Genomic DNA, 24,075 nt, shown 5'->3' on the forward strand with positions numbered 1-24,075 from the left:
TGGTCACGATGGCCTACTCCTGCCGCGGTGGACGGGAGGCGGCTGCAGAGGTCTACAGCCGCCTGATGCAGGGCCTAGCGCATGTCGGGCAACTGCGCCTCATTGCGTACGTCGGTCTTGGCGATGGCTTCCGGTGGCAGCGAAATGCGCTGCTTGCTCAGCAACTCGCCCATGGTCGCCAGCACCCGGTACATGGAGAATTCTTCGGTGTAGCGCACCTCGGTGTAGCGGCGGTTGGCGTTGTACAGCTCGTTCTCGCTGTCGAGCACGTCGAGCAGGGTGCGCTGGCCCAGGCCGAACTGGTCCTGGTAGGCACCGCGTACGCGTTGAGTGGTCTCGGCGTATTCGCGGGCGCTAGGGGTCTGCTTGCGCGCGTTGTTCATGGCGTTCCAGGCCAGGCTCAGGTTCTCGGTGAGCTCGCGCAGGGCATTGTTGCGGATGTCCATGGCCTGGTTGATCTTGTGCGCATCGGACTGCAGGCGCGCCTTGTCGCTGCCGCCACGGAACAGGTTGTAGCTGAGCTCGACGCCGGCCTGCCAGTCGTTGTTGCTGTGGCCGCGCTCGCCGCCCAGGTTGTTGTTGGCGCCGGTGGCCAGCACTGCGTCCAGGCGCGGGTAGAACGGCGACTTGGCCACTTCGTACTGTTTCTCCGCCGCGTTGACATCGGCCTGGGCGGACTTGAGGTACGGGTTGTTCTCGCGCATGCCCTGGCGGGCTTCGTCGAGGGTGCTGGGCATCTGGATCTTGATCGAGGTCGGCGTTTCCAGTTCGTCGGGCTGACGTCCGATGACGCTGTAGAAGTTGGCCTCGGCGTCGGCCAGGTCGACCTCGGCGGTGTCCAGGTTGTTTTCCGCCAGGGCGCGACGGGCGCGGGACTGGTCGAGGTCGGCGGTGCTGCCGACACCGCGTTCGCTGCGCAGGCCGATCTGGTCGTTGACGCGCAGGTGCGCCTGCAGGTTGTTCTTGGCCAGGGTCACCAGCTCACGGCGCTTGAGTACTTCCAAGTACACCTCGATGGCGCGCAGGGCGACATCCTGGGCGATGGCCTGGGTGTAGTACGCGCGCGAGGTGGCCACCGATTCGGTACGCCCGACTTCGTTGGAGGTGTTGAAGCCGTCGAAGATCATTTGCCGCAGGCGCAGTTCGGACTGTGTGTAGTTGAGGGTTTCCTTGTTGTGGTTACGCGTGCCGTCGGGGTTGATGCCGCGCGTATTGAGGTTGTCCGAGCGCTGACGGCCATAGCCAGCCACCAGGTCGACCGTGGGGAAGTAGCCTCCGCGCGCGAACTTCACATCCTCATCGGCCGACAGCTTGCTGTTGCGATTGGAGCTGATCTGAGGGTGGTAGTCCACGGCGCTCTGGACAGCTTCGGTGATCGACATCGCCTGAGCGTTGGCACAGGCCATGGCCAACAGAATCGCACTGGTGATGGGGGTTAACACGCGCATGGGGTACTTCTCCCTGGTCTTTAAAAAGATCCTGCTATTCGCCAAAAAAATGACGAAAAATTGAGTTGAAACCGTTTCAGGTTTGTAACAACAGAGCTAAGAACATTTAACGGGCGAGCTAAGAAGATTTTTTCATAAGGTCTATGCGAAAAAAAACTTATGCGGTCTAAGCAAACCGAGACATTGTTCTAATCAAGCGCTCGGGTAAATCGGCTGCAGTACCTGATTTCCGGGCTTCTGAGAAAGTTCCAGATTTTTTGCAGCTAAGGACCCTGGAGAGGACAACAACGGCGGAATTTGGCGACAAAAAATTGGCATGAAAATAATGGCCAATTACCACTACCGCACGTGTTGAGCTGTCTTGGTGAAGGCGATTTCTCACCCTTGTGACAGACGCGAGACCCGCAAAGGATCGCTTCCCGCATTACCTGGCCTGTCCGCCACTGCAGAAAGCCAATCGGCAGGGGAGGCGTGCGTTCATGGCTAAATCAATTGGCGTGGTCAGCAAGGTCATAGGTCAGGTATTCGCGGTGGGCAGCGACGGTGCCAAGCGCCTGCTGGTGGAAGGCGATCGGCTGTTCGCGGGCGAGCAGCTGGAAACCGGAGCCGCGGGTGCTGTGGCCGTACGTTTGCACAACGGCGCCGAGCTGACGTTGGGACGAGGCAGCAGCCTGGAGATGACCCCGGACCTGCTGGCCAATCGAGCTCCCCACGTACATGCCCCTGATACGCTGCCCAGCCAGGCACAGCTCAGTGATGTCGAGCGCCTGCAACAAGCCATTGCCGCAGGTGCCGACCCGACGCAGGAGGGCGAGGCACCCGCCGCCGGGCCTGGCGCCAATGGCGCGCCCGGGGCCTTGGGCGGCGGGCACAGCTTCGTGTTGCTGACCGAAGTGGCCGGGCGGGTCGATCCGACCATCGGCTTCCCCACCGCAGGCTTCAACGGTATTCCGGAACTGGCCAACCGCTACATCGGTACCCTGGATGTCGACAACAACGCAGGGCCGTTCGGTCCTCCGGCCATTCCTCCGATCAATCCACCGATCAATCCTCCTGTAAATCCGCCTGTCACACCGCCGGACAATCCTGTGACCCTGCGCGGGCTCGACCTGAGCCCCGCCGAACTGACTCTCAACGAAGCGAACCTGCCGTTGGGGTCGGCCAGCAACCCGGCGGCCCTGACCCAGTCCGGCAGCTTCACCGTGGTCGCGCCGGATGGTGTGTTCAACCTCAGCGTCGGTGGTATCAACGTGGTGACTGCCGGGGTGGTGACCGGCGTGGGCCAGTCGATCACCACGGGCCTTGGCAACATCCTCACCATCACCGGTTACAACCCGTCCACGGGCGTGGTCAGCTACAGCTACACCCTCACTGGCGCCGAGCAGCATGCGGACGGAGCGGGCAACAACGAACTCGGCGAGCATTTCCCGGTGCTGGTCAGCGACACGGATGGCGATGTGGCCAGTGGTTCGCTGGACGTGATCATTCGCGACGATGTGCCCACGGCGGTCAACGACACCAATGCGGTCACTGCCACCGAGCAGCACACCCAACTTACCGGCAACGTGCTGGACAACGACGTCCAGGGCGCCGATCGGGTGGTCGGCGGACCCGTGGTGGCCGGCACCTACGTCGGAACCTACGGCACCCTGGTGCTCGCTTCGGACGGCTCCTACACCTACACGCTCAACCCCGAGGATGCGGACTTCAAGAACCTCAACGGTGGCGGACATGGCGTCGAGACCTTCACCTACACCCTGAAGGATGCGGACGGTGACACCAGCAGTGCGACCCTGACCCTGAACATCACCAACCTCGACGATCCGGTAACGCTCGGCGGCCTGGATGTGGAGGGCGGTGAACTGACGGTCTACGAGAAGCACTTGAGCAACGGCAGTGCGCCGGACAGCACCGCCCTGACCCAGAGCGGCAGCTTTACCGTCAGTGCACCGGACGGCCTGCAGACCCTGACGGTCGGCGGTATCAGCGTGGTCAGCGGCGGCCTGGTGGCGGGCTTCCCGCAGTCGATCACGACCGCGCTGGGCAACACCCTGACCATCACCGGCTACAACCCGACCACCGGCGTGGTCAGCTACAGCTACACCTTGCTCGGTAACGAAGGCCATCCCGTGGGCGAGGGCACCAACAGCCTGAGCGAGCATTTCAGCGTGATCGCCCAGGACACCGATGGCAGCAGCGCCACGGCCACCCTGGATGTGAACATCGTCGACGACGTGCCCCAGGCGCAGCCCGATTCGGCCAGCGTGGTGGAAGGTGGCACGGTCAGCGGCAATGTGCTGCTTAACGATCAGTTGGGCGCCGACCAGGCCGGCACCAGCAATGTGGTGGTGGGCGCGCGGGCGGGGTCCGATACCTCGACCTCGGCCATCGGCAATCTCAATACCGCGATCGGTGGCCTGTACGGCACCCTGACCATCGATGCCGCCGGCAACGCCACCTACCACGCCAACCCGAATGCCGTGGCGCCGGCCGGTGCCACCGATGTGTTCGTCTATACCATTCGCGACACCGATGGAGACGAAAGCACCACCACCATCACCATCAACGTCAAGGACTGCTCGCTGATCGCGGGGCCTAACGATGGCGTGACGGTGTACGAGAAGGCGCTGGACCTGGTGAAGGATGGCAATGACCTGGCGCCGGGTACCGTCACCGGCAGTGCGCCGAGCTCCACCGGCGAAACCGCCTCCGGTAGCCTGGCGGGTTCGGTGAGCGGTGGCATTGGCGCCCTGACCTATACGCTGGTGGGCAGCGCGGTGGGCCAGTATGGCCAGATCCAGCTCAATGCCGATGGTTCCTACACCTACACGCTGACCTCGGCGCCGAAATCGCCGGATAACGTCAATGATGGGCCGAACAGTCTGACCGAGAGCTTCACCTACGAGGTGAAGGATTCGCTGGGCAACTCGACCACCAGCACCATCGTCATCACCATCGTCGACGACGTGCCCAAGGCACACAGCGATTTTGCCAATGTCTTCGAGGGCGGCACGGTCAGTGGCAACGTACTGGTCAACGATGTGTTCGGTGCCGATGTGGTGGCCGATGGCAAATACGTGGTCGGGGTTCGCGCAGGCGGGGACACTTCCACGTCGGCCATCGGCCAACTGGGCGTCCAGGTGGTCGGTCAGTATGGCTACCTGACCCTCGATGCCCAGGGCAACGCGACCTATCACGCCAACCCCGACAGCGTCACGCCGCCCGGTGCCACGGATGTGTTCGTCTACACCATCCGCGATGCCGACGGTGACGAGAGCACCACCACCATCACCATTGATATCCACGACTGCTCGTTGGTCGCGACGCCTGATGGCGGCGTGACGGTGTACGAGAAGGCGCTGGACCTGGTGAAGGATGGCAATGATCTGGCGCCGGGTACCGTCACCGGCAGCGATCCGCATTCCCCAGGCGAGACGGCATCGGGCTCGCTGGCCGGGTCGGTGAGTGGCGGTATCGGGGCGATGACCTTCACCCTGGTGGGCAACGCCACCGGGCAGTACGGGCAGATTCAGCTCAATGCCGATGGTTCCTACACCTACACGTTGACCTCGGCGCCGAAATCGCCGGGCAACGTCAACGACGGCGCGAACACGCTGACGGAGTCCTTCACCTACCAGGTGAAGGATTCGCTGGGTAATTCGACTACTGGCACCATTGTCATCAGCATCGTCGACGATGTGCCCAAGGCGCACTGCGATGTGGCCAGCGTGACTGAAGGCGGTGTGGTCAGCGGCAACGTACTGGACAACGACATTGTCGGCGCCGATGTGCGGGGGGACGGCCAGTACGTGGTCGGCGTGCGTGCCGGCTCCGACACCTCGACTTCGGCGATTGGCCAGGTCGGCAGCCAGGTCATGGGCCAGTACGGCTACCTGACCGTCGATGCACAGGGCAATGCGACCTATCACGCCAACCCCAACAGCGTGTCCCAGGCCGGCGCTACCGACGTGTTCGTCTACACCCTCCGCGATGCCGACGGCGACGAGAGCACGACGACCATCACCATCAACGTGCACGACAGCAAGCTGGTGGCCTGCGAAGACAGCGAAGTGAAGGTGTATGAAAAAGCACTGGACCTGAACAAGGATGGCAACGACCTGGCGGCAGGCAATGTCACCGGCAGCGACCCGCACTCGACAGCGGAAACTGCATCCGGCAGCCTCGCGGGCTCGGTGGGCGGGGGTGTGGGCGCACTGACCTTCAGCCTGGTGGGCAACGCCACGGGGCAATATGGGCAGATCCAGCTCAATGCCGATGGCTCCTACACCTACACCCTGACCTCTGCACCGAAAACGCCGGGCAACGCCAATGATGGCGCGAACAGCCTGACCGAGTCCTTCACCTATAAAGTGACGGACTCCGTAGGTAACTCGACCACCAGCACCATCGTCATCACCATCGTCGACGACGTACCCAAGGCCCATTGCGATGTGGCCAGCGTGACTGAAGGTTGTGTGGTCAGCGGCAATGTGCTGGACAACGACATTGTCGGTGCCGATGCACGGGCAGATGGTCAGTATGTGGTCGGCGTGCGCGCAGGCTCCGATACTTCGACTTCGGCAATTGGCCAGCTTGGCAGCCAGGTCATGGGCCAGTACGGCTACCTGACCCTCGATGCCCAGGGCAATGCGACTTATCACGCCAACCCTGACAGTGTGTCCAAGGCCGGCGCTAGCGACGTGTTCGTCTACACCATTCGCGATGCCGATGGTGACGAGAGCACCACGACCATCACCATCAATGTGCAGGACAGCAAGCTGGTGGCCTGTGAGGACCGTGACGTCACCGTGTACGAGAAGGCGCTGGACCTGGTCAAGGACGGTAACGACCTGGCGGCGGGTACGGTCACGGGCAGCGACCCGCACTCAACGGCGGAAACCGCCTCCGGCAGCCTGGTGGGATCGGTCGGCGGGGGTGTTGGTGCATTGACCTATAGCCTGGTGGGCAATGCTGTCGGCCAGTTCGGGCAAATCCAGATCAACGCCGACGGCTCCTACACCTACACCCTGACCTCGGCACCGAAAACGCCGGGTGGGGCGGACGATGGCGCCAATCGAGTCGTCGAGTACTTCACCTACAAGGCCACCGATTCACTGGGCAACAGTGTCACCAGCAGCATCGCCATTTCCATCGTCGATGATGTGCCCAAGGCCGTGTGCGCCGAGCGCAGCATCACGCCCGGCCAGGTGGACTCCAATATCCTGCTGGTGATCGATGTCTCCGGAAGCATGAACGTTGACTCTGGTGTGCAGGGGCTGAGCCGTCTGGCCTTGGCCAAGCAGGCGATCAACGCCTTGCTCGACAAGTACGACGACATGGGCGATATCAAGGTGCAGATCGTCACCTTCGCCACCGGGGCCTGGGTCAAGACGCCGGTCTGGGTGTCGATCGCCGAGGCCAAGAGTATCGTCGCCGGTCTGAGCGCAGACGGCTCGACCTACTACGACTCCGCCGCGACCAAGGCGCAGGAAGCCTTTGTCACCAGCGGCAAGATCGCGGGGGCGCAGAACATCAGCTACTTCTTCTCCGACGGCGTGCCCACAAACGGCCATTCGATGACCGCCGTACGCGAAACAGCCTGGGAAAGCTTCCTCGACAACAACGGGATCAAGTCCTACGCCATTGGCCTCGGCACCGGGGTGAACCAGGCCAACCTCGACCCGCTGGCCTACGATGGCAGCAGCCATGTCGACACCGACTCGGTGGTGGTCACCGATCTGAGCCAGCTCAGCGCGGTGCTGTCCGGCACGGTACAAGGTGCGCCGATTACCGGCAGCCTTATGAGCGGTGGCCACTTCGGTGCCGATGGCGGCTTCATCAAGGCGCTGCTGGTCGATGGCACCACCTACACCTTCGACCCGAAAGCCAACGCCGGCCAGGGCGGCTATACGGTAGCCGGTGGCCCGGACAAGGCCAGTTTCGACACCACCGGCAATACCCTGTCGATCAAGACAGCGCTCGGTGGCACGCTGCTGGTGGACATGGACACCGGCGAATTTACCTACACGCCGCCAAAGGACGCCGGCAGCAGCCAGGTCGAGAAATTCGGCTTCACTGTCAGCGACAACGATGGCGACACCAGCAGTGCCAGCCTGGTGGTGAAGATCAACAGCAACAGCGCCCCGGTGGCGGGGGCCGACCACATCATCACCAACATCGCCGGTGCCAGCGTCACCGTACCGGCCGAGGCGCTGCTGGCCAATGACAGCGATGCGGATCACGACCACCTGAGCGCTGCGCCCATCACCTTCAACACGGGCTTTGCCGACAAAGGCGCGGGCTTCACGGTGGGCAGCCAGGTGCAGACGCTCAAGTTCGACGGCACCGTCAACAAGCCCGAGAACCAGCTCAAGGACCTGGCGCGCAGTGACTTCACTGCGGTCTCGGGTTCCATGACAGCGGCCTTGGTGATTGCTGGCTACCTGGGTTCGATCAGCACCGGCAATGCCAACGATGAGGACACATTGACCGTAACCCTGCGCAAGGGCGAAAGCCTCAGCCTCGACCATGACCGCCCGGCAGGCAACCTGATGCTGGAATGGAAGGATGCCAATGGCAACTACCAGCCCATCGCCGACGGTGGCAGCTTCACGGCCAGCCACGACGGTGTGTACAGCATTCATGTGATCAACAGCGAGAACGCCCTGGGCAACAGCAAGGCGGCGGAGAACTACAAGCTGAGCCTGGTGATCGACTACAGCCATGCCGAAAACGAGGTCTACCAGGGCAGCTACACGCTCAGCGACAACCATGGTGGCAGCGCCTCCGGGGCGGTGGACATCACCTATCAGGCAGGTCACACCTTGCAGGGCACGGCGGGCGACGATGTACTGCTGGCGGGCAATGGCGATGACACTTTGAACGGTGGTGCCGGTCACGATGTGCTGGTGGGAGGGGTGGGGAACGACGCCCTGTACGGCGGGGAGGGAGATGATCTGCTGATCGGTGGCCCCGGCAACGACCTGCTGGACGGTGGGCCAGGCAATGACACCGCCAGCTACGCGTCGGCCACTGCCGGGGTGACGGTCGATCTCGGCCATGTCGGTGCGCAGAACACCGGCGGTGCGGGGCTCGACACCTTGGTCAGCATCGAGAACCTGATCGGCTCGGACGACAACGACACGCTGATCGGCAACGATGGGGACAATGTGCTCAGCGGTGGCCTGGGGGACGACATTCTCATCGGCGGTGGCGGTAACGACATCCTAATTGGCGGGCCAGGCAACGACACACTCACCGGCGGCAGCGGCAACGATACCTTCGTCTGGCAGAAAGGCGACACCGGGCACGACCGGGTGACCGACTTCACGCCGGGCAGCGACCGGCTCGACCTGTCGCAATTGCTGCAGGGCGAGAACGCCACGGCGGCGTCACTGGATGACTACCTGCACTTCAAGGTCAGTGGCAGTGGGGTCAATGTGGTCTCGACCCTTGAGGTCAGCAGCGTGGCGGGCGCTGCGGCGACCCAGACCATCGATCTTGCCGGTGTCGACCTGGCCCAGCATTACGGGGTGACGGCTGGAGCTGGAGGCATGATCGCGGCGGGGCACGATACCGCGACCGTCATCAACGGCATGCTCAACGATCATTCGTTGAAGGTGGATACCGTGTGACGACCGGGCTTGCCTTCTGTAGGCGCGTGTTCAGGGCAGGCGCAGGGTCTTCTGCTTGAGGATGTAGAGGGTGACCAGTACGGCACTGGTGAGCATGAAGGCCCTGGCCCAGAACAGCGGCACCAGATAGCACGACAGCCCGATGCTCGCCCACATCAGGCCGATGGCGTAGACCTTGCCCTTGAGCGGGATACCGTCGCCGTTGAGGTAGTCGCGAATCCACGGTCCGAGCCTGGGGTGGTTCACCAACCAGTCGTGGAATCGTGGTGAGCTGCGGGCGAAACAGGCCGCCGCCAGCAGCAGGAAAGGGGTGGTGGGCAACACCGGCAGGAAGATCCCCAGCACCCCCAGCGCGACACTGAGCCAGCCGACGGCCAGCAGCAGGTAGCGCACCACTGCGAATCAGTGGTGGCGCGGCTTGAGCAGGGCTGGTTTTTCGTCCGGCGCGTGCAGCAGCAGGAACAGCGCGCTGAGTGCCTCGGGAATCTGCACGACCATGTCGTCCTGCAGGTTGGCGTTGCTGGCGATGTCGGCGAACTCAGGTTGCTCGTCGAACAGGCCCGAGCCAACCATGATCGGCAGCAGCATTTCGCTGACTTCCTCTTCGGCGTTCTCGAACCAGGCCTCTTCACGCAGGAACACGCCTTCCATGAAGCCGATGCACCAGCCGCGCAGGTCGGAATCGTCCGGCTCGTCGGTCAGGTCCAGCTCGCAAGGCAGGTCGAACTCTTCGTCGCTGGCCAGCTGGCGAGCGATGTGGCCCTTGAGGGCCACCAGCGTCGCTTCGATCTCGGTGCGCTGGGCTTCGCTGGCGTAGTGAGGTTCTTCGGCGAAAAGCGCGTCGATCCATTCGCGCTCGGGGACGTCCTCGGCACAGATCGACAACGCGGTCAGGTAGCCGTGTGCGGCGACGTAGTCCAGTGCTTCCTCGTGCAGCTCGTCGGCGTCGAGGAAGGCTTGCAGGCGGGTCAGTTGCTCGGCGAAGGACATTACAGGGCTACCTTGGGGAATAAACGATAGTGAATTCTAGCACCTTGCAGCCTTGGCGGGGCAAAGGGAACGTCTGTCACCGTAGCCTGCCGCAGAGCAGGGCAGTCGGGTATACTCCGCGGTTTTTCAAGCCAGCTGGCGTTTCTGCGCAGCCCGGCAAAAACCGCTTACGCATTCGGTGTGCGCGCGGCGGATTTATCGTCCAGCCTGTGTCCAGGATGGTACGGCGATTTGGAGTGGCAAATGCTCGAACAGGCTCAGCGCGTCCTCAAGGATATCTTCGGCTACGACAGCTTCCGAGGTCGCCAGGCGGCGATCATCGAATGCGTGGCCAACGGGGGCGATGCACTGGTCCTGATGCCCACCGGTGGTGGCAAGTCGCTGTGTTTCCAGGTGCCAGGCCTGCTGCGTCCGGGCCTGACCGTGGTGGTGTCGCCGCTGATCGCGTTGATGGACGACCAGGTCGCCACGCTCGACGAGCTGGGGGTGGCCGCGGCCGCGCTGAACTCGACGCTCAGCCCCGAGCAGCAGCGCGACCTGGCTGGGCGCCTGCGCCGCGGTGAGGTGAAGATGCTGTACCTGGCGCCTGAACGCCTGGTGCAGCCACGCATGCTGGAGTTCCTGCGCGACCTGGACATCTCGCTGTTCGCCATCGACGAAGCGCATTGCGTGTCGCAATGGGGGCATGATTTCCGCCCCGAGTACCTGCAACTGGGCCAGCTTGCCGAACTGTTCCCGCACGTGCCGCGTATTGCCCTGACCGCCACCGCCGACATGCGCACCCGTGAGGAAATCGTCCAGCGCCTGCACCTGCAGGGCGCGGAGCGTTTCTTATCGAGCTTCGACCGGCCCAACATCTTCTATCGCATCGTGCCCAAGGAGTCGCCACGCAAGCAACTGATGGCGTTTCTCGGCGAGCGGCGCGGCAACGCCGGCATCGTCTACTGCCTGTCGCGCAAGAAAGTCGATGAAACCGCCGCCTTCCTCTGCGAGCAGGGATTCCCGGCGCTGCCCTATCACGCCGGCCTGGCAGCAGAGACCCGCTCGGCCAACCAGCACCGCTTCCTCAACGAGGAAGGGCTGATCATGGTGGCCACCATCGCGTTCGGCATGGGCATCGACAAGCCCAACGTGCGTTTCGTCGCTCACCTGGACCTGCCCAAGTCGCTAGAGGCCTACTACCAGGAAACCGGTCGGGCCGGGCGTGATGGCCTGCCTTCCGATGCCTGGATGGCCTATGGCCTGCAGGACATGGTGATGCTCAAGCAGATGCTGCAGAACTCCGAAGGCGATGAGCGTCACAAGCGTATCGAACAACATAAGCTCGACGCGATGCTGGCGCTGTGCGAAGAGACGCGCTGCCGGCGCCAGTCGCTGCTGGCCTACTTCGATGAGGTGCTCGAGCAGCCCTGCGGCCATTGCGACAACTGCGTCGACAATGTGCAGACCTGGGATGCCACCGAGCCCGCGCGTCAGGCACTGTCAGCCGTGTTTCGCACTGGCCAGCGCTATGGGGTCGGCCATCTGGTCGATGTCCTGCTGGGCAAGGATACCGAGAAGGTACGCAATTTCGGTCACGAGAAACTGTCGGTGTTCGGGGTCGGGAAGGCGTTGGGCGAGCACGAATGGCGGTCGCTGTTCCGTCAGCTGGTTGCCCGCGGCCTGGTGGACATCGACCTCGAGGGTTATGGCGGCCTGCGTCTGTCCGACACCTGCCGGCCACTGCTGCGCGGCGAAGTGAACCTGCAATTGCGCCGCGATCTCAAGCCGCAGACCGTGGCCAAGTCCTCGGGCAGTGGCGGCGGCAGCCCAGCCAGCCAGTTGGTGCGTGCCGAAGAGCGCGAGCTGTGGGAAGCGCTGCGCACACTGCGCCGCAAGCTGGCGGAGGAGCACAGCGTGCCGCCCTATGTCATCTTCCCCGATTCGACGTTGCTCGAGATGCTGCGCAGCCAGCCCACCAGTCTCAGCGACATGGCCCAGGTCAGCGGCGTGGGCGCGCGCAAGCTGGAGCGCTATGGCCAGGCGTTCCTGGAAGTACTCAACGGCGCCGGCGGCACCGAGGAGGCGCCGAAGGTGGTGCTCGACCTGCGGCATGAACTGGTCAGCCTGGCCCGCGCTGGGATGACTCCGGCGCAGATCGCCGGGCAGTTGAACTGCAGCGAGAAGAACGTCTACAACCTCTTGGCCGAGGCCATCGGGCGCCAGGAGCTGAGCCTGGAGCAGGCGCTGGACTTGCCAGAAGAATTGATGATGGAGGTGCAGGACGCATTCCTCGACGGGGAGGGTGAACTGCCGCCGGTTTCGGCCATCGCTCCGCAGTTTGGCCAACGCGTGCCGGAAGGGGTGCTGTATTGCGTGCGGGCGGCGCTGGCGGCGGAGTTCGAGCTTTGAGGCAGCAGTGCCTGTTGCCGCAAGCGTAGGGTGCCGCTGACAACGCCGGGTATCCCGGCCATTGCTGACCTTTGTCATTCTTTTTGTCGATTATCGGACCTTTCCCACTCGTCGAGCCTTGCCTGATACCCCGGGGCATGATTAGCTGACTAATAATTAGTTCTATCGATCGAGTTGCTTATGCCCCTGACCGACAACCAACACCGCTTCGGCATGCAGCTGGCCCAGATGTCCCGGGGCTGGCGCGCCGAACTGGACCGCCGCCTGGCTGGGCTGAACCTGTCCCAGGCCCGCTGGCTGGTGCTGCTGCACCTGGCCCGTTTCGACGAATCGCCGACCCAGCGCGAGCTGGCGCAGAGTGTCGGCGTCGAAGGCCCGACCCTGGCGCGTCTGCTCGACAGCCTGGAAAGTCAGGGGCTGGTACGGCGCCAAGCGGTCATGGAGGATCGGCGGGCGAAGAAGATCCTGTTGTGCCCGCCTGCAAAACCGCTCATCGATCAGATCGAAACCATTGCCAATGCCCTTCGCGCCGAACTCTTCACGGGCGTTGATGAGGCGGATCTGGAGGTGTGCATGCGTGTGCACGCGAAGATTCTGGGCAATCTCGAGAAGTCCTGACCCCCGCACCACGCTTGGCGGTACAAGAAAACGGATAGTGGCTCACGCCCTATCCGTTTTTTTATGTCGCGCCTTCGTACGCTCTAGAAGGTGTGTCCCAGATTCAGGTACACCGCCTTCTGGTGCTCGGTGTTGGCGCCATAACTGATGTTCAGCGGCCCAAGCGGCGTGTCCAGCCCGAGGAAGATGCTCGCGGCGTTGATATAGCCACTGTCGAACTCGTTGTCGTTGTTCCAGGCGCGGCCACGCTCCAGCGACCCGCCCAGGTACAGCGGGAAGTCCAGCGGCAGGTAGGCGCGGGGAGTCAGGCGACGGTAGTAGACCACGCGCATCAGGCTGATGTTCTGCCCCGACACCGAGTCCTGGCGAAAGCCCGATAGCTGCCGAGCGCCGCCAAGCACGAAGCTGGAGGTCACCACCTCGGTATCGTCCAGGGTGCGGCCATAGCGGCCGCCGAATACCCAGGTGTTCGGCCCGTAGCTCAACGCCTTGTCGATGTTGAACTGCCACTGTCGGTAGTCGCTGTCCGAGTCCAGCGAGCGGTCGTACTTGCGCAAGGTCAGGCCGATGTCTTCGCCGCTGTGGGGGAAGTACACGTTGTCGAGGGTGTCGAAGGAGTATTTCAGTTCGTAGAAGCCTTCATTGAAGCTGACCTTTGGCAGGTCCTGGTCGCCGATGCGCACTTCAGCCTCACCCCAGGCCTTGCCTACGCCCAGGCGTACTTCACCGTAGGTGCCGATCTGTCGACCCAGGTTCAGACCAAAGCCGTAGCGTTCCAGGCGGTACTCGGCCACCGGGTCGTTGTCCAGGGTCGCTTCGATGTTCTGCGAGCCGAGCGACAGGTACGGGGCGACGAAGTAGCGCGAGCCGACGTCCAGCGGCTGGTAGAACTCGCTGTAGAGCTCCTGCTGATCGCCGATCTGTGCCCGGGTCAGCCATTCAGCGCCCAGGCGATTGATGCCGTTCATCCGATAGCTGGCACCCAGATTGAAGGCACTGTCGCCGCGCATGTCATCGGACAGGTTCAGGCCCAGGCGCAGGTAGTCGGTACCGCCGCGTTTACCCCGGGCGTTGATCACCAGCGTGTTTTCCTCGCCCTTGTGCACCACGCGGTACTGCACCCGGTCGAAGTAGTCCAGGCCGTAGAGGGTACCCATATCGGTTTGCAAGCGCTCCAGCTCCAGCGGCTCGCCCAGGGGCTGGCGGATGTAGTAGCGGATCACGTCATCGCTGACCTTTGAATCGTTCTCCACCTTGATCGCCGTGATGATGGGCGTGCGCTGTTGCGCAGAGCGGGCCACGGCCAACTGGCTGTCGCCGCCAGCCTGGCGCAGCACCGCCAGGCGTGCGTCGAGGGCGCGGGTGGCGCGGTAGCCGGCGTCGATCATGTCCTGGGCACGGCCGAAGTCGGTCACGCCAAAGGCTGCCAGTGCTGGCTGTACCAGGATGTCGTCGCGGTGCAGGCTGGCCAGTTGCTCCTCGGAGTTGCGCCGGGTCATCAGGGTGATCGACTGGTTGAGCACGTCCACGACCGTGGCCAGTTGCTTGCGGCTGCGCAGCGGGGTGCCGATATCGACGACGATAGCCATGTCCACGCCCATTTCGCGCACCACATCCAGCGGGATGTTGTCGACCATGCCACCGTCCACCAGCAGGCGCCCATCGAGCTCGACCGGGGCGAACACTGCCGGAATCGACATGCTGGCGCGCACCACCTGAGGCAGGTGACCACGGCGGAACACCACCTTCTCACCGCTGGCGATGTCGGTGGCAACGGCGCGGAACGGGATCGGCAGTTTGTCGAAGTCACGAATGTCAGCGGTGTGGGCCAGCTTGCTTTCCAGCAGCAATGACAGGTTCTGGCCCTGTATCACCCCCAGCGGCAAGCCAAGGCTGCCGTCATCGCGAAAGCTCAGCTTCTGCTTGACCAGGAAATCGCGGTCGTCCTGCTTGCGGCGAAACGGCACATCCTTGCGCGGCGGTGCGTCGGAAAGTGCCTGCTGCCAGTCGAGGGTACGGGCCAGGTGTTCGAGCTCCTCGATGCTGTAGCCGGAGGCATACAGGCCGCCAACCACCGCGCCCATGCTGGTCCCGGCGATGGCGTCGATGTGCACGCCTTGTTCCTCCAGGGCCTTGAGCACGCCGATATGCGCAAGGCCGCGGGCAGCACCCCCCGACAGCACCAGGCCGACCTTGGGCCGAGGCGGCTCCACGGCCAGGGCGGTGAACGAGGTGAGCGCCAGCAACAGGCATAACAGCAGATGATGCATTGTGAGTCTCAACGCGATGGGCAAAGACCGCTAGTATAAGCGGCTCACTCACCAGGAACTGTCTCCACATGGCCGATACCAAGCCAGAAGTTGTCATCACGTATTGCACGCAGTGCCAATGGCTGCTGCGTGCTGCCTGGCTGGCTCAGGAGCTGCTCAGCACCTTTAGCGACGATCTTGCCCGAGTGTCCCTGGAACCGGGTACCGGTGGGGTGTTTCGCATCACCTGCGACGGCGCGCAGATCTGGGAGCGCAAGCTCGATGGTGGCTTCCCCGAGGCCAAGGTGCTCAAGCAGCGGGTGCGTGACCAGATCGACCCGCAGCGAGACCTGGGCCACAACGACCGTTGATCATGCACCTTCGGCCAGGCGTTCCCTCCTTGGCGGTGGCTCGGCAGACAGGCGGCTGGACAGCACGATGGCAAAGATGATCAGCGCCCCGCCAGCGAGCATGCGCAGGGTGGGCGTCTCGGCGAACACCATCCAGGCCACGGCGATACCGTAGACCGGTTCCATGCCGAACACCACCGAGGCGGTGCGGGCCTTGATCACTGCCAGGCTGGCGACGAACAGGCTGTGCGCCACCCCGGTGCAGAAGATGCCGAGCAGGGCGATCCAGAGCCAGTCCATGGGCTTCACCGCGCCGAGCCCCGGCAAGGCGAAGGGCAGGAGGCACACACCGACCACCAGGTTCTGGCACAGCGCAGCCTGTACCGCAGGCACGCGGCCGGAGCCGGCTCGATTGGTCAGCGACAGCAGCGAGAACAGCAGGCCCGAAAGCAAGGCCCAGAGCAGGCCGCCCGTGGCCTCGCTGGCCAGGTTGAACGCCGGGGTGACCAGCACCAGGCCGATGCTTACCAGCAGTACCAGCAGGGCTTCGTTGCGACGGATGCGCTCGCGGAACAGCACGCCTTCGAGGATCACGGTGAACGCTGGAAAGCTGGCAAAGCCGAGGGTAGCGATGGCAACGCCGCCGACACGCACGGCGATGAAGAAGCTCACCCAGTGCCCGGCCAGCAATATGCCGCCAAGCAGCAGGCGCCCCAGGTCCTGGGCCCTGAGTCGCTGCCAGCCCTTGCGGGCGAGGCCGGCGAACAGGGCCAGGGCCAGCACCGCGAAGAGTGCGCGGCCAAAGACGATGATCGAGGGCGTGGCACTGGCGGCCAGTTTGCCGAAGACGCCGGTGAGGCCGAAGAACAGCGCGCCGATGTGCAGGGCGCCGAGGGCAGTACGGTGGTTCATGGTGAGTCCTTGCTCGAGATCTTTGCTGGCACTTGCGCGGGTAGACCATACCCACAGGCTGGCACAGGCACAGTGTAGAGCCGGGGGAAAACAGATTCTGTCGTCATCCTGGCGTCAGTTGTCGCCAGACTCTCGTCGCAGCGCCAGCGGCGTAAGGCCGAACGCCCGCAATATCGCCGCCGAAAACGCACTCTGCGAGCTGTAACCCACCTGTGCGGCGATTTCGCCCATCGGCAGCGAGGTAAGGACGATCAGTTGCCGCGCCTTGAGCAAACGCCGCTGGCGGATGTAGTCCATCGGTGTCATGCCGCATTCCTCGACGAAGCGTGCGTGCAGGCGAGCACCTGACAAACCGGCCAGCCTTGCCAGGTCGGCGACTTGCAGAGGGTGTGCGGCATGACGCTCGATATGTGCATCGAAGGCTGCGTAGGGCAGGCGTTTGCTGGGCGTGGTGGGGGCGGCGGCGGTGTTCAGGCTGGCCAGCAGCAGGAGTGCGCCTTGGCGGCTGATCAGCGGATCGTCCACCGCGCTCGCTGCGAGCCAATCCACCAGTTGCTGCTGGCGGCCGTCGAGCAGCAGCGCCGCTGGGCGTTCGAGCAGGCGGTGGCTGGCCTCGGCGTGGCCGCCCATCTGCTCGCGCAGCCAATGCTCGCCTGGAATATCCAGCACCAGGCAGTGGCTGCCCGCGTCGCTGGCGCAGGTGTGGTGAAAACCGGCGGGGACCACGATGAGCCCCTGGCGGTCGATGCGCGTGCCTCGGCCCTGTACTTCGAAATCGAGGTGCCCACGCAGGCCGAACACCAGTTGCGGGTGTTCGTGACTATGGGCGAGCAACTCGTCGCGGTAATGGCGCAGGGACAGGATCGGACCGACCATGGGAGCATCCTTGGGGCAGGGGAGCAGTGTATCGCAGTGCCGCGCAGGGGGAGCGGTTTTAGCCGCGAAAGGTAAAAAATGCGCAATCCGCGCCCGACCACTCGTCACACGACTGCCACCGATCTGTCATGCGCACCTGCCAGTCTCCTGCAAACAGCGCCGGAGGCCGCCCCATGACACATGCCGAACTTGTCCGTCCGTCACGCAAGCAGCGGGTGCGCACCCTGTGGATCTCCGATGTGCACTTGGGCACCCGGGATTGCCAGGCCGAGCACTTGTCGCAGTTTCTCAAGGGCTACCAGGCCGACCGCGTCTACCTGGTCGGCGACATCATCGACGGCTGGAAGCTGCGTAGCGGTATCTATTGGCCGCAAGCCCATACCAATGTGATTCGTCGCCTGTTGACCATGAGCAAGCGCGGTACCGAGGTGATCTACGTCACCGGTAACCACGACGAGTTCCTGCGCCGTTATTCGAAGCTGATCCTGGGCAATATCCAACTGGTCGACGAGGCCGAGCACCTTACCGCCGATGGTCGGCGCCTGCTGGTGGTGCACGGTGACCAGTTCGATGTGATCACCCGCTATCACCGCTGGTTGGCGTTTCTGGGCGACCGTGCCTATGAATTCACCCTGGTGCTCAATCGTTGGCTCAACCATTGGCGTGCCCGCTACGGGTATGGCTACTGGTCGTTGTCGGCGTACCTCAAGCACAAGGTCAAGGGTGCGGTGAATTTCATCAGCGACTTCGAGGATGCGATTGCCCATGAGTGCACACGCCGGGGGTTCCAGGGCGTGGTGTGTGGGCATATTCACCACGCCGAGATCCGCAAGGTGGGCGAGGTCGAGTACCTCAACTGCGGAGACTGGGTGGAATCGTGCACGGCGTTGATCGAGCACTGGGACGGCCACATCGAACTGTACCGTCTGGCCGATGCCCAGGCGCGGGAGACCGAGCGTCTCGCTGCATTGCGCGCGCCGGCATAGTACGGCGCGGCCGCAGGCCTCTCAAAGACTGATCTTGCCTCGCAAGATATCGCGGAACATCGCGAAATCACCAATCAGGCTATACAGCGGATACGTGAAGGTGGCCGGTCGGTTCTTCTCGAAAAAGAAGTGTCCGACCCAGGCGAAGCCGTACCCGGCGAACGGTATGGCCAGCAATAGCAGCCAGTTGCCGCTGCCAATGGTGTAGGCCAGCAGGGCGATGACCAGGCTGGTGCCGACGAAGTGCAGGCGTCGGCAAGTAGGGTTGGCGTGTTCGCCAAGGTAGTAGGGGTAGAACTCGGCAAAACTGCGAAACTGCGCTGTGCTGTTCATGGGCTGTGTTCCCGCAGGTGCGTTTTTGTTCAGGATACACGGCGTGGAGCCTGTTTCGAGTCTAGAGTCACCGGGAGTGGCTACCAGTGACAATTGGCGCCAATTGACTATCCTTTTGATTCACCGCTGGAGCGGTCAGCACAAGAAATCTGTCATGAGTGAAAGAACCACGTCAGCCAGCTGGGCATCAGGGATCGTCAAGGCGCTCGAGCTGGAAGGGCTCGACTGCCGTGCCATGTTCAAGCAGCTCGGGCTGGATTTCGCCGCCCTGGACGATCCGGATGCACGCTTCCCCCAGGACGCCATGACCCGCCTCTGGCAGTTGGCGGTGGAGCTGTCGGGAAACGAGGCCATTGGCCTGAACATGGCGCGAGTGGTGCGGCCGGCGTCCTTCCACGTGGTCGGCTATGCGCTGATGTCCAGCCGTACGCTGGCCGAAGGTTTCGAGCGGCTGGTGCGTTATCAGCGGATCATCGCCGAAAGCTCCGACCTGAGCTTTCGTCTCGGGCCTGAGGGCTATTCGCTGATTCTTACCGTCCACGGTGATCACCTGCCGCCGACCCGGCACAGCTCGGAAGCCTCGCTGGCCTGCGCGCTGTCGCTGTGCAGCTGGCTCAGTGGTCGTCCGGTACAGCCGCGCCGGGTGCTGATCCAGGGGCCGCAACCCAGGAATGTCGAGCCTTATCGGGTCGCGTTCCGCGCGCCACTGGTGTTTGGGGCTCCCCACGATGCGCTGGTGCTCGAGCGAGCCGACATGGAAGCGCCGCTGCCCACCGCCAACGAAGCGATGGCAATTCTCCATGACCGTTTTGCGGGCGAATACCTGGCGCGCTTCTCGGAAAGTCGCGTCACCCATCGGGTGCGCCAGACCCTGTGCCGTATCCTGCCCCAGGGCGAACCCAAGCGCGAAACCGTTGCCCAGGCCTTGCACCTGTCCCAGCGCACGCTGCAGCGGCGCTTGCAGGAGGAAGGCACCAGTTTCCAGACCCTGCTGGACGACACCCGGCGCGAGCTGGCCGAGCAATACCTGGCGCAGCCAGGCATGACCCTGCTGGAAACCGCTTATCTGCTGGGCTTTGCCGATCCGAGCAATTTCTACCGGGCCTTCCGCCGCTGGTTCGACGTCACGCCCAGCGAGTACCGCGCGCGCCTGGAGGCGTCAGTGGTCAGTGACGCCAGAACGCAGGCATGCACAACACCAGCACCGTGATGATCTCCAGGCGGCCGAGCAGCATGCCGCCGGCGAGAATCCACTTGGCGGCATCCGGCAGGCTGGCGAAGTTGCCGGCCGGGCCGATCACCTCGCCCAGGCCCGGCCCCACGCCGGAAACGGTACTGGCCGCGCCGGTCAGGGCGGTCATCCAGTCCACACCCAGCAGCGACAGCAACAGGGCGATGACGCAGATGGTCACGGCGAAGAAGAACGAGAAGGTCAGGATCGAGCGCACGATTTCTTCGTCGAGGCGGTGACCATTGTATTTCTGCTTGATCACTGCGCGCGGGTGGATCAGCTGGTTGAGGCTGGCCTTGAGCAGGATGTACGCGACCTGGAAGCGGAAAATCTTGATGCCACCGGCGGTCGAGCCGGAGCAGCCGCCGATGAAGCCGAGATAGAAGAACAGCATCAGCGAGAAGTTGCCCCACAGGCTGTAGTCGCCCAGGGCGAATCCGGTGGTGGTGACCACCGAGGTGACGTTCAGTGCCACGTGGCGGAAGGCGTCGAGCCAGTGCAGGTCGGTGGTGGCCCAATACCAGGTGCCGAGCACGACCCAGGTGGCGACCAGCAACCCGAGCAGCCCCTGTACCTGCTGGTCGCGGATCAGCGCCCGGCGATTGCCGCGCAGGGTGGCCACGTAAAGGGTGAAGGGCACGCTGCCAAGGATCATCACCACCACCGCGACCCAGTGCACCGCAGGAATGTCCCACTTGGCCAGCGACAGGTCGGAGGTGGAGAAACCGCCGGTGGAAATCGCCGACATGGCGTGGTTGATCGCGTCGAAGGGGCTCATCCCCGCCCACCAGAACGCCAGGCTGCCGAGTACGGTGATGCCGACGTACACCGCGACGATGAACTTGGCGACCATATGCGAGCGCGGCATGACCTTTTCCGAACGGTCCGAGGACTCGGTCTGGAACAGGCGCATGCCACCGATGCGCAGCAACGGCAGGATCGCGACCGCCATGCCGATGAAGCCGATACCGCCGAGCCAGTGCAGCATCGAGCGCCACATGAGGATGCCCGGCGACATGTTGTCCAGGCCGCTGAGCACCGTGGAGCCGGTGGCGGTGATGCCGGACATGCTTTCGAAGAAGGCGTCGGTGTAGCTGATGTGCTGGGTCAGCAGGAAGGGCAGGGCGGCGAACACGCAGACCACCAGCCAACTGCTGACGGTCAGCAGGTACATGTCGCGGGGGCGCAGGTGCACGTGTTCCGGGCGGCCCGGCAGGACCATCGCCAGGCCTGCGATGAAGGTGATCAGGCTCGACCAGAGGAACGACGGCAGGTCGCCGGTGCGCTCGAAGATCAGCAGGGTCGCCATGGGCACGACCATGCTCACCGCCAGGGTGATCAGGAAGATGCCGATGATGAAACCAATGATCCTTAAGGTCGGCAACGCCATGTGATCTGCTCTGACTCGAAACGGAAAGGGCGCCATTCTACCTGTGGGTCGCCGGATGTAAACGTGTGCCCGGCGGTGGGGGTGCGGTCTTTTGATCGCGATCGCGGGCAAGTCGACTCCACATGTGCGCGAGGTCCTTTAGAATGACGTCACATTTCTTCTGCCAGGAGGGTAGCCGATGGAGGCTCTCGACGCATTGCTCAACCGTGTTTCCGTGCCACGCCTGACTGAACCCGCGCCCAATGCCGCCCAACGCGAGGGGTTGTTCCAGGCGGCGCTGCGTGCGCCGGACCACGGCCAGCTGCGGCCGTGGCGTTTTCTGACCATCGAAGGGCAGGGGCGCGAGAAGCTCGGCGAGCTGTTCGCCGAAGCCGTGCAGGCCAAAGGCGATGCCAGCCAGGCGGCACTGGACAAGGCCCGGGCCATGCCGCTGCGCGCGCCCTTGCTGATTGTGGTCATTGCCCGTCTACAGGATCACTTCAAGGTGCCGAAGTCGGAGCAGCGCCTGGCGGCAGGCTGCGCTGCCCACGGCATTCTGATTGCGGCACATGCCCAGGGGATCGGCGCGGTGTGGCGCACCGGCGACATGGCGTTCGATGCCCATGTGAACAAAGGCCTGGGCCTGGCCGAGAACGAAGAACTGATCGGTTACCTGTACCTGGGCACGCCGATCAATGAGCCGCGTACCCCGCCAGTGCTGGAGACGGCCGAGTTCGTCAGCGCCTGGGGCGAGTGATCGGAGGGGGTGTTGGGCTGCTGCGCAGCCCAAGCGCGGGCCCAGTCGGCTCTTGCACGTTCAAGCCGTTGCCTGGGCCACCGGCAGCTCCAGCCGCGCGACAAAGCCCCCCTGCGGATGATTCTCCAGCACCAGCGTCCCGCCATGTCGCTCGGCCGCGCGCCGGGCGATCGCCAGGCCAAGCCCGTGGCCCGGCGCGTCCTGCCCCGGCGCGCGGAAGAACGGCTCACCCAGCTGCGCAAGGTGTTCTGGCGCCACACCGGGGCCGTGGTCGCGCACGCTCAGCAGCAGGTGTTCCTGCTCGCGGCTGGCGCGAATCTCGATGGGCTGTCCTGCCGGGCTGAAGCGCAGCGCATTGCGCACCAGGTTGTCCACCGCCCGCTCCAGCAAGGTCGGCCAGCCCTGCAGGGTCAGCCCTGGCTCGGCCTCCAGGCGTACTTCCTGTTCCGGCACGCTGAGCTGGGCATCCTTGCGCACGCTGCCGAGCAGTGCGTTGAGATCGACGGGCTCGGCATGCGCCTGCTCGGCATCGACCCTGGCGAGCACCAGGATTTCGCTGATCAGGTCTTCCAGTCGGTCGCACTCGCGGGTCAGGCGCGGCCAGAGGGCCTGGCGCTGTTCGGGCTCGGCGCGTTCGGCCAGGGCCAGGGCGATGCGCAGGCGCGCCAGCGGCGAGCGCAGTTCGTGGGATACGTCACGGAGCAATTGGCGCTGGCTGCCGATCAGGCTTTGCAGGCGGGCGCCCATCTTGTTGAAGTCGTTGGCCAGGACGCCGAACTCGTCGCGGCGTACCGCCAGTCGCGCCAGGCTGTTCTGCTGGTAGCTGGTCTGGCCCAGGTCGTGCACCGCACCGCGCAGGCGGCTGAGAGGGCGGGTGATCGAGAGGGTCACCAGCAAGCTGAACAAGGTCAGCACCACCAGGGCGATTCCCAGGGCGCTGAGCGGCCAGATCAGGCTTTCACGGTGCCAGGCCATCAGCTCCGGGTGGGGGATGCGGTAGATCAGCAGGTAGGTTTCGCCTGTGGCAGGGCTGGTGTACTCCTCGGTGAGGCGGCGCCAGGGCAGGCGCCGCTCGTCGTTGTGCTGGCGTCGCTCGAAATCTTCGGCGCGACGCGGGAAGGTTCCGGGTACCACGGCATCGCCGCTGTCGTCGAGCACCTGGACGTCGATCTTGTAGCGCTGCTTGCGTCGTTCCAGAAAGCGCTGCGATGCCTCCAGGCCTTCCTGTTCATAGTGCTGTACCCAGCGGCTGGCCAGGGTGTTCAGGCCCGGGTGGCGGCTGAGAATCCAGGCGTCCTGGTTGAGCATGTGGCCAAGCAGGATCGACAGGCCCGCAACCAGGGCGATGGCCAGCCAGAAACTGGCCAGGATGCGCCAGAACAATGAACGCAAGACGAGTACCTCCCACACACGAGAAAGGCCCGGCCCGCATTACCGCGAGCCGGGCACCGGTCGGACAGCTTACTGGGCCTTGGCGGCTTTTTCAGCTTTCCAGGCCTGGAACTGCTGCCATTCAGCCTTGTCTGCCGCGCGTTTGCTCTGCAGTTCGTCGAACTGCTTCTGTTGCTCTGGCTTGAGCAGGGCACGGATCTGGCTCTGGGTCTTGTCGTGACCGGCCTTGATCTCGTCCTGCATGGCTTTCTGGTCCGCTGCCGGCAGCTTGGCCAGGTAGCGTTCGGTGACGTCGCGGCGCTGCTTCATCTGCTCGCCCATCAACTTGCCGATCTGCTGGCGCTGGTCACGGGTCAGGTCAAGCTGCGCGAAAGGCGCGTCACCGCGGTGATGCGGGCCGTCACCGCGTGGGCCGCCGTCTGGCATGGCCATGGCTACGGTCGGCAGGGCTGCGGCGAACATCAGGGCGATAAGGGTCTTGCGCATGGTGTTTCTCCTTTCTGAGGCCGGTGGTTACCGGATGAGCCCAGTCTAGGGAG

General features: G+C 63.9%; 17 protein-coding genes. 7 read left to right on the forward strand and 10 right to left on the reverse strand.

From position 1 onward, the window contains the following. Nucleotides 1-74 precede the first annotated feature (74 nt). Complete coding sequence (locus tag AB688_RS09900) at nt 75-1,448, reverse strand: TolC family outer membrane protein (RefSeq protein WP_063543778.1); 1,374 nt, start codon at nt 1,446-1,448, stop codon at nt 75-77. Between the two features lie 479 nt (nt 1,449-1,927). Here AB688_RS09900 and AB688_RS09905 point away from each other — a divergent pair, with 479 nt between their 5' ends. Next, a complete protein-coding gene (locus tag AB688_RS09905) occupies nt 1,928-9,082 on the forward strand; it encodes a retention module-containing protein (RefSeq protein ID WP_063543780.1) in 7,155 nt (2,384 codons plus the stop codon). Nucleotides 9,083-9,112: 30 nt separating this feature from the next. Here the strand turns inward: AB688_RS09905 and AB688_RS09910 are convergent, their stop codons facing one another. Continuing rightward, nucleotides 9,113-9,475 carry a YbaN family protein gene (locus tag AB688_RS09910; RefSeq protein ID WP_054893322.1) on the reverse strand — a complete coding sequence of 121 codons (363 nt, stop codon included), beginning with the start codon at nt 9,473-9,475 and terminating at the stop codon, nt 9,113-9,115. Nucleotides 9,476-9,484: 9 nt separating this feature from the next. Further along, nucleotides 9,485-10,072: a YecA family protein gene (locus AB688_RS09915; protein WP_054893267.1), complete on the reverse strand. Its 588-nt coding sequence runs from the start codon at nt 10,070-10,072 to the stop codon at nt 9,485-9,487. 243 nt (nt 10,073-10,315) lie between these two features. On the opposite strand from AB688_RS09915, the gene recQ reads away from it, so the two are divergent. Together recQ and AB688_RS09925 are read left to right on the forward strand one after the other, a co-directional pair. Further along, a complete protein-coding gene (recQ, locus tag AB688_RS09920; protein WP_063543782.1) occupies nt 10,316-12,463 on the forward strand; it encodes a DNA helicase RecQ in 2,148 nt (715 codons plus the stop codon). Nucleotides 12,464-12,643: 180 nt separating this feature from the next. Continuing rightward, nucleotides 12,644-13,081: a MarR family transcriptional regulator gene (locus tag AB688_RS09925; RefSeq protein ID WP_054893265.1), complete on the forward strand. Its 438-nt coding sequence runs from the start codon at nt 12,644-12,646 to the stop codon at nt 13,079-13,081. 83 nt (nt 13,082-13,164) lie between these two features. On the opposite strand, the gene AB688_RS09930 is transcribed toward AB688_RS09925, so the two are convergent. Beyond that, complete coding sequence (locus AB688_RS09930; RefSeq protein WP_063543784.1) at nt 13,165-15,351, reverse strand: patatin-like phospholipase family protein; 2,187 nt, start codon at nt 15,349-15,351, stop codon at nt 13,165-13,167. A 68-nt stretch (nt 15,352-15,419) separates the two neighbouring features. Here AB688_RS09930 and AB688_RS09935 point away from each other — a divergent pair, with 68 nt between their 5' ends. Continuing rightward, nucleotides 15,420-15,701 carry a SelT/SelW/SelH family protein gene (locus tag AB688_RS09935; RefSeq protein WP_063543786.1) on the forward strand — a complete coding sequence of 94 codons (282 nt, stop codon included), beginning with the start codon at nt 15,420-15,422 and terminating at the stop codon, nt 15,699-15,701. On the opposite strand, the gene AB688_RS09940 is transcribed toward AB688_RS09935, so the two are convergent. Continuing rightward, the gene (locus AB688_RS09940; protein ID WP_063543788.1) at nt 15,702-16,592 is read right to left on the reverse strand and encodes a DMT family transporter; all 891 of its coding nucleotides are present in this window, start codon (nt 16,590-16,592) and stop codon (nt 15,702-15,704) included. A gap of 114 nt (nt 16,593-16,706) precedes the next feature. Further along, nucleotides 16,707-17,468, reverse strand: a complete 762-nt coding sequence (locus AB688_RS09945) for a helix-turn-helix transcriptional regulator (RefSeq protein WP_063543790.1) — start codon at nt 17,466-17,468, stop codon at nt 16,707-16,709. A gap of 173 nt (nt 17,469-17,641) precedes the next feature. Here AB688_RS09945 and AB688_RS09950 point away from each other — a divergent pair, with 173 nt between their 5' ends. Continuing rightward, nucleotides 17,642-18,454 carry a UDP-2,3-diacylglucosamine diphosphatase gene (locus AB688_RS09950; RefSeq protein WP_063543792.1) on the forward strand — a complete coding sequence of 271 codons (813 nt, stop codon included), beginning with the start codon at nt 17,642-17,644 and terminating at the stop codon, nt 18,452-18,454. 21 nt (nt 18,455-18,475) lie between these two features. On the opposite strand, the gene AB688_RS09955 is transcribed toward AB688_RS09950, so the two are convergent. Then, a complete protein-coding gene (locus tag AB688_RS09955) occupies nt 18,476-18,787 on the reverse strand; it encodes a DUF962 domain-containing protein (RefSeq protein WP_054893259.1) in 312 nt (103 codons plus the stop codon). A 154-nt stretch (nt 18,788-18,941) separates the two neighbouring features. Here AB688_RS09955 and AB688_RS09960 point away from each other — a divergent pair, with 154 nt between their 5' ends. Continuing rightward, the gene (locus tag AB688_RS09960; RefSeq protein ID WP_054893258.1) at nt 18,942-19,997 is read left to right on the forward strand and encodes an AraC family transcriptional regulator; all 1,056 of its coding nucleotides are present in this window, start codon (nt 18,942-18,944) and stop codon (nt 19,995-19,997) included. Here the strand turns inward: AB688_RS09960 and AB688_RS09965 are convergent. Further along, a complete protein-coding gene (locus AB688_RS09965; protein ID WP_063543794.1) occupies nt 19,954-21,408 on the reverse strand; it encodes a TrkH family potassium uptake protein in 1,455 nt (484 codons plus the stop codon). The genes AB688_RS09960 and AB688_RS09965 overlap by 44 nt on opposite strands. A 178-nt stretch (nt 21,409-21,586) precedes the next feature. On the opposite strand from AB688_RS09965, the gene AB688_RS09970 reads away from it, so the two are divergent. Further along, nucleotides 21,587-22,144, forward strand: a complete 558-nt coding sequence (locus tag AB688_RS09970; protein ID WP_054893256.1) for an NAD(P)H nitroreductase — start codon at nt 21,587-21,589, stop codon at nt 22,142-22,144. A gap of 60 nt (nt 22,145-22,204) precedes the next feature. Here AB688_RS09970 and AB688_RS09975 read toward each other — a convergent pair whose 3' ends face one another. Next, nucleotides 22,205-23,536: a sensor histidine kinase gene (locus AB688_RS09975; protein ID WP_063543796.1), complete on the reverse strand. Its 1,332-nt coding sequence runs from the start codon at nt 23,534-23,536 to the stop codon at nt 22,205-22,207. A 69-nt stretch (nt 23,537-23,605) separates the two neighbouring features. Continuing rightward, nucleotides 23,606-24,022 carry a Spy/CpxP family protein refolding chaperone gene (locus AB688_RS09980; RefSeq protein WP_054893255.1) on the reverse strand — a complete coding sequence of 139 codons (417 nt, stop codon included), beginning with the start codon at nt 24,020-24,022 and terminating at the stop codon, nt 23,606-23,608. Nucleotides 24,023-24,075 lie beyond the last annotated feature (53 nt).

This window comes from Pseudomonas putida, assembly GCF_001636055.1.
GTDB classification, from domain to species: Bacteria; Pseudomonadota; Gammaproteobacteria; order Pseudomonadales; family Pseudomonadaceae; genus Aquipseudomonas; species Aquipseudomonas machongensis.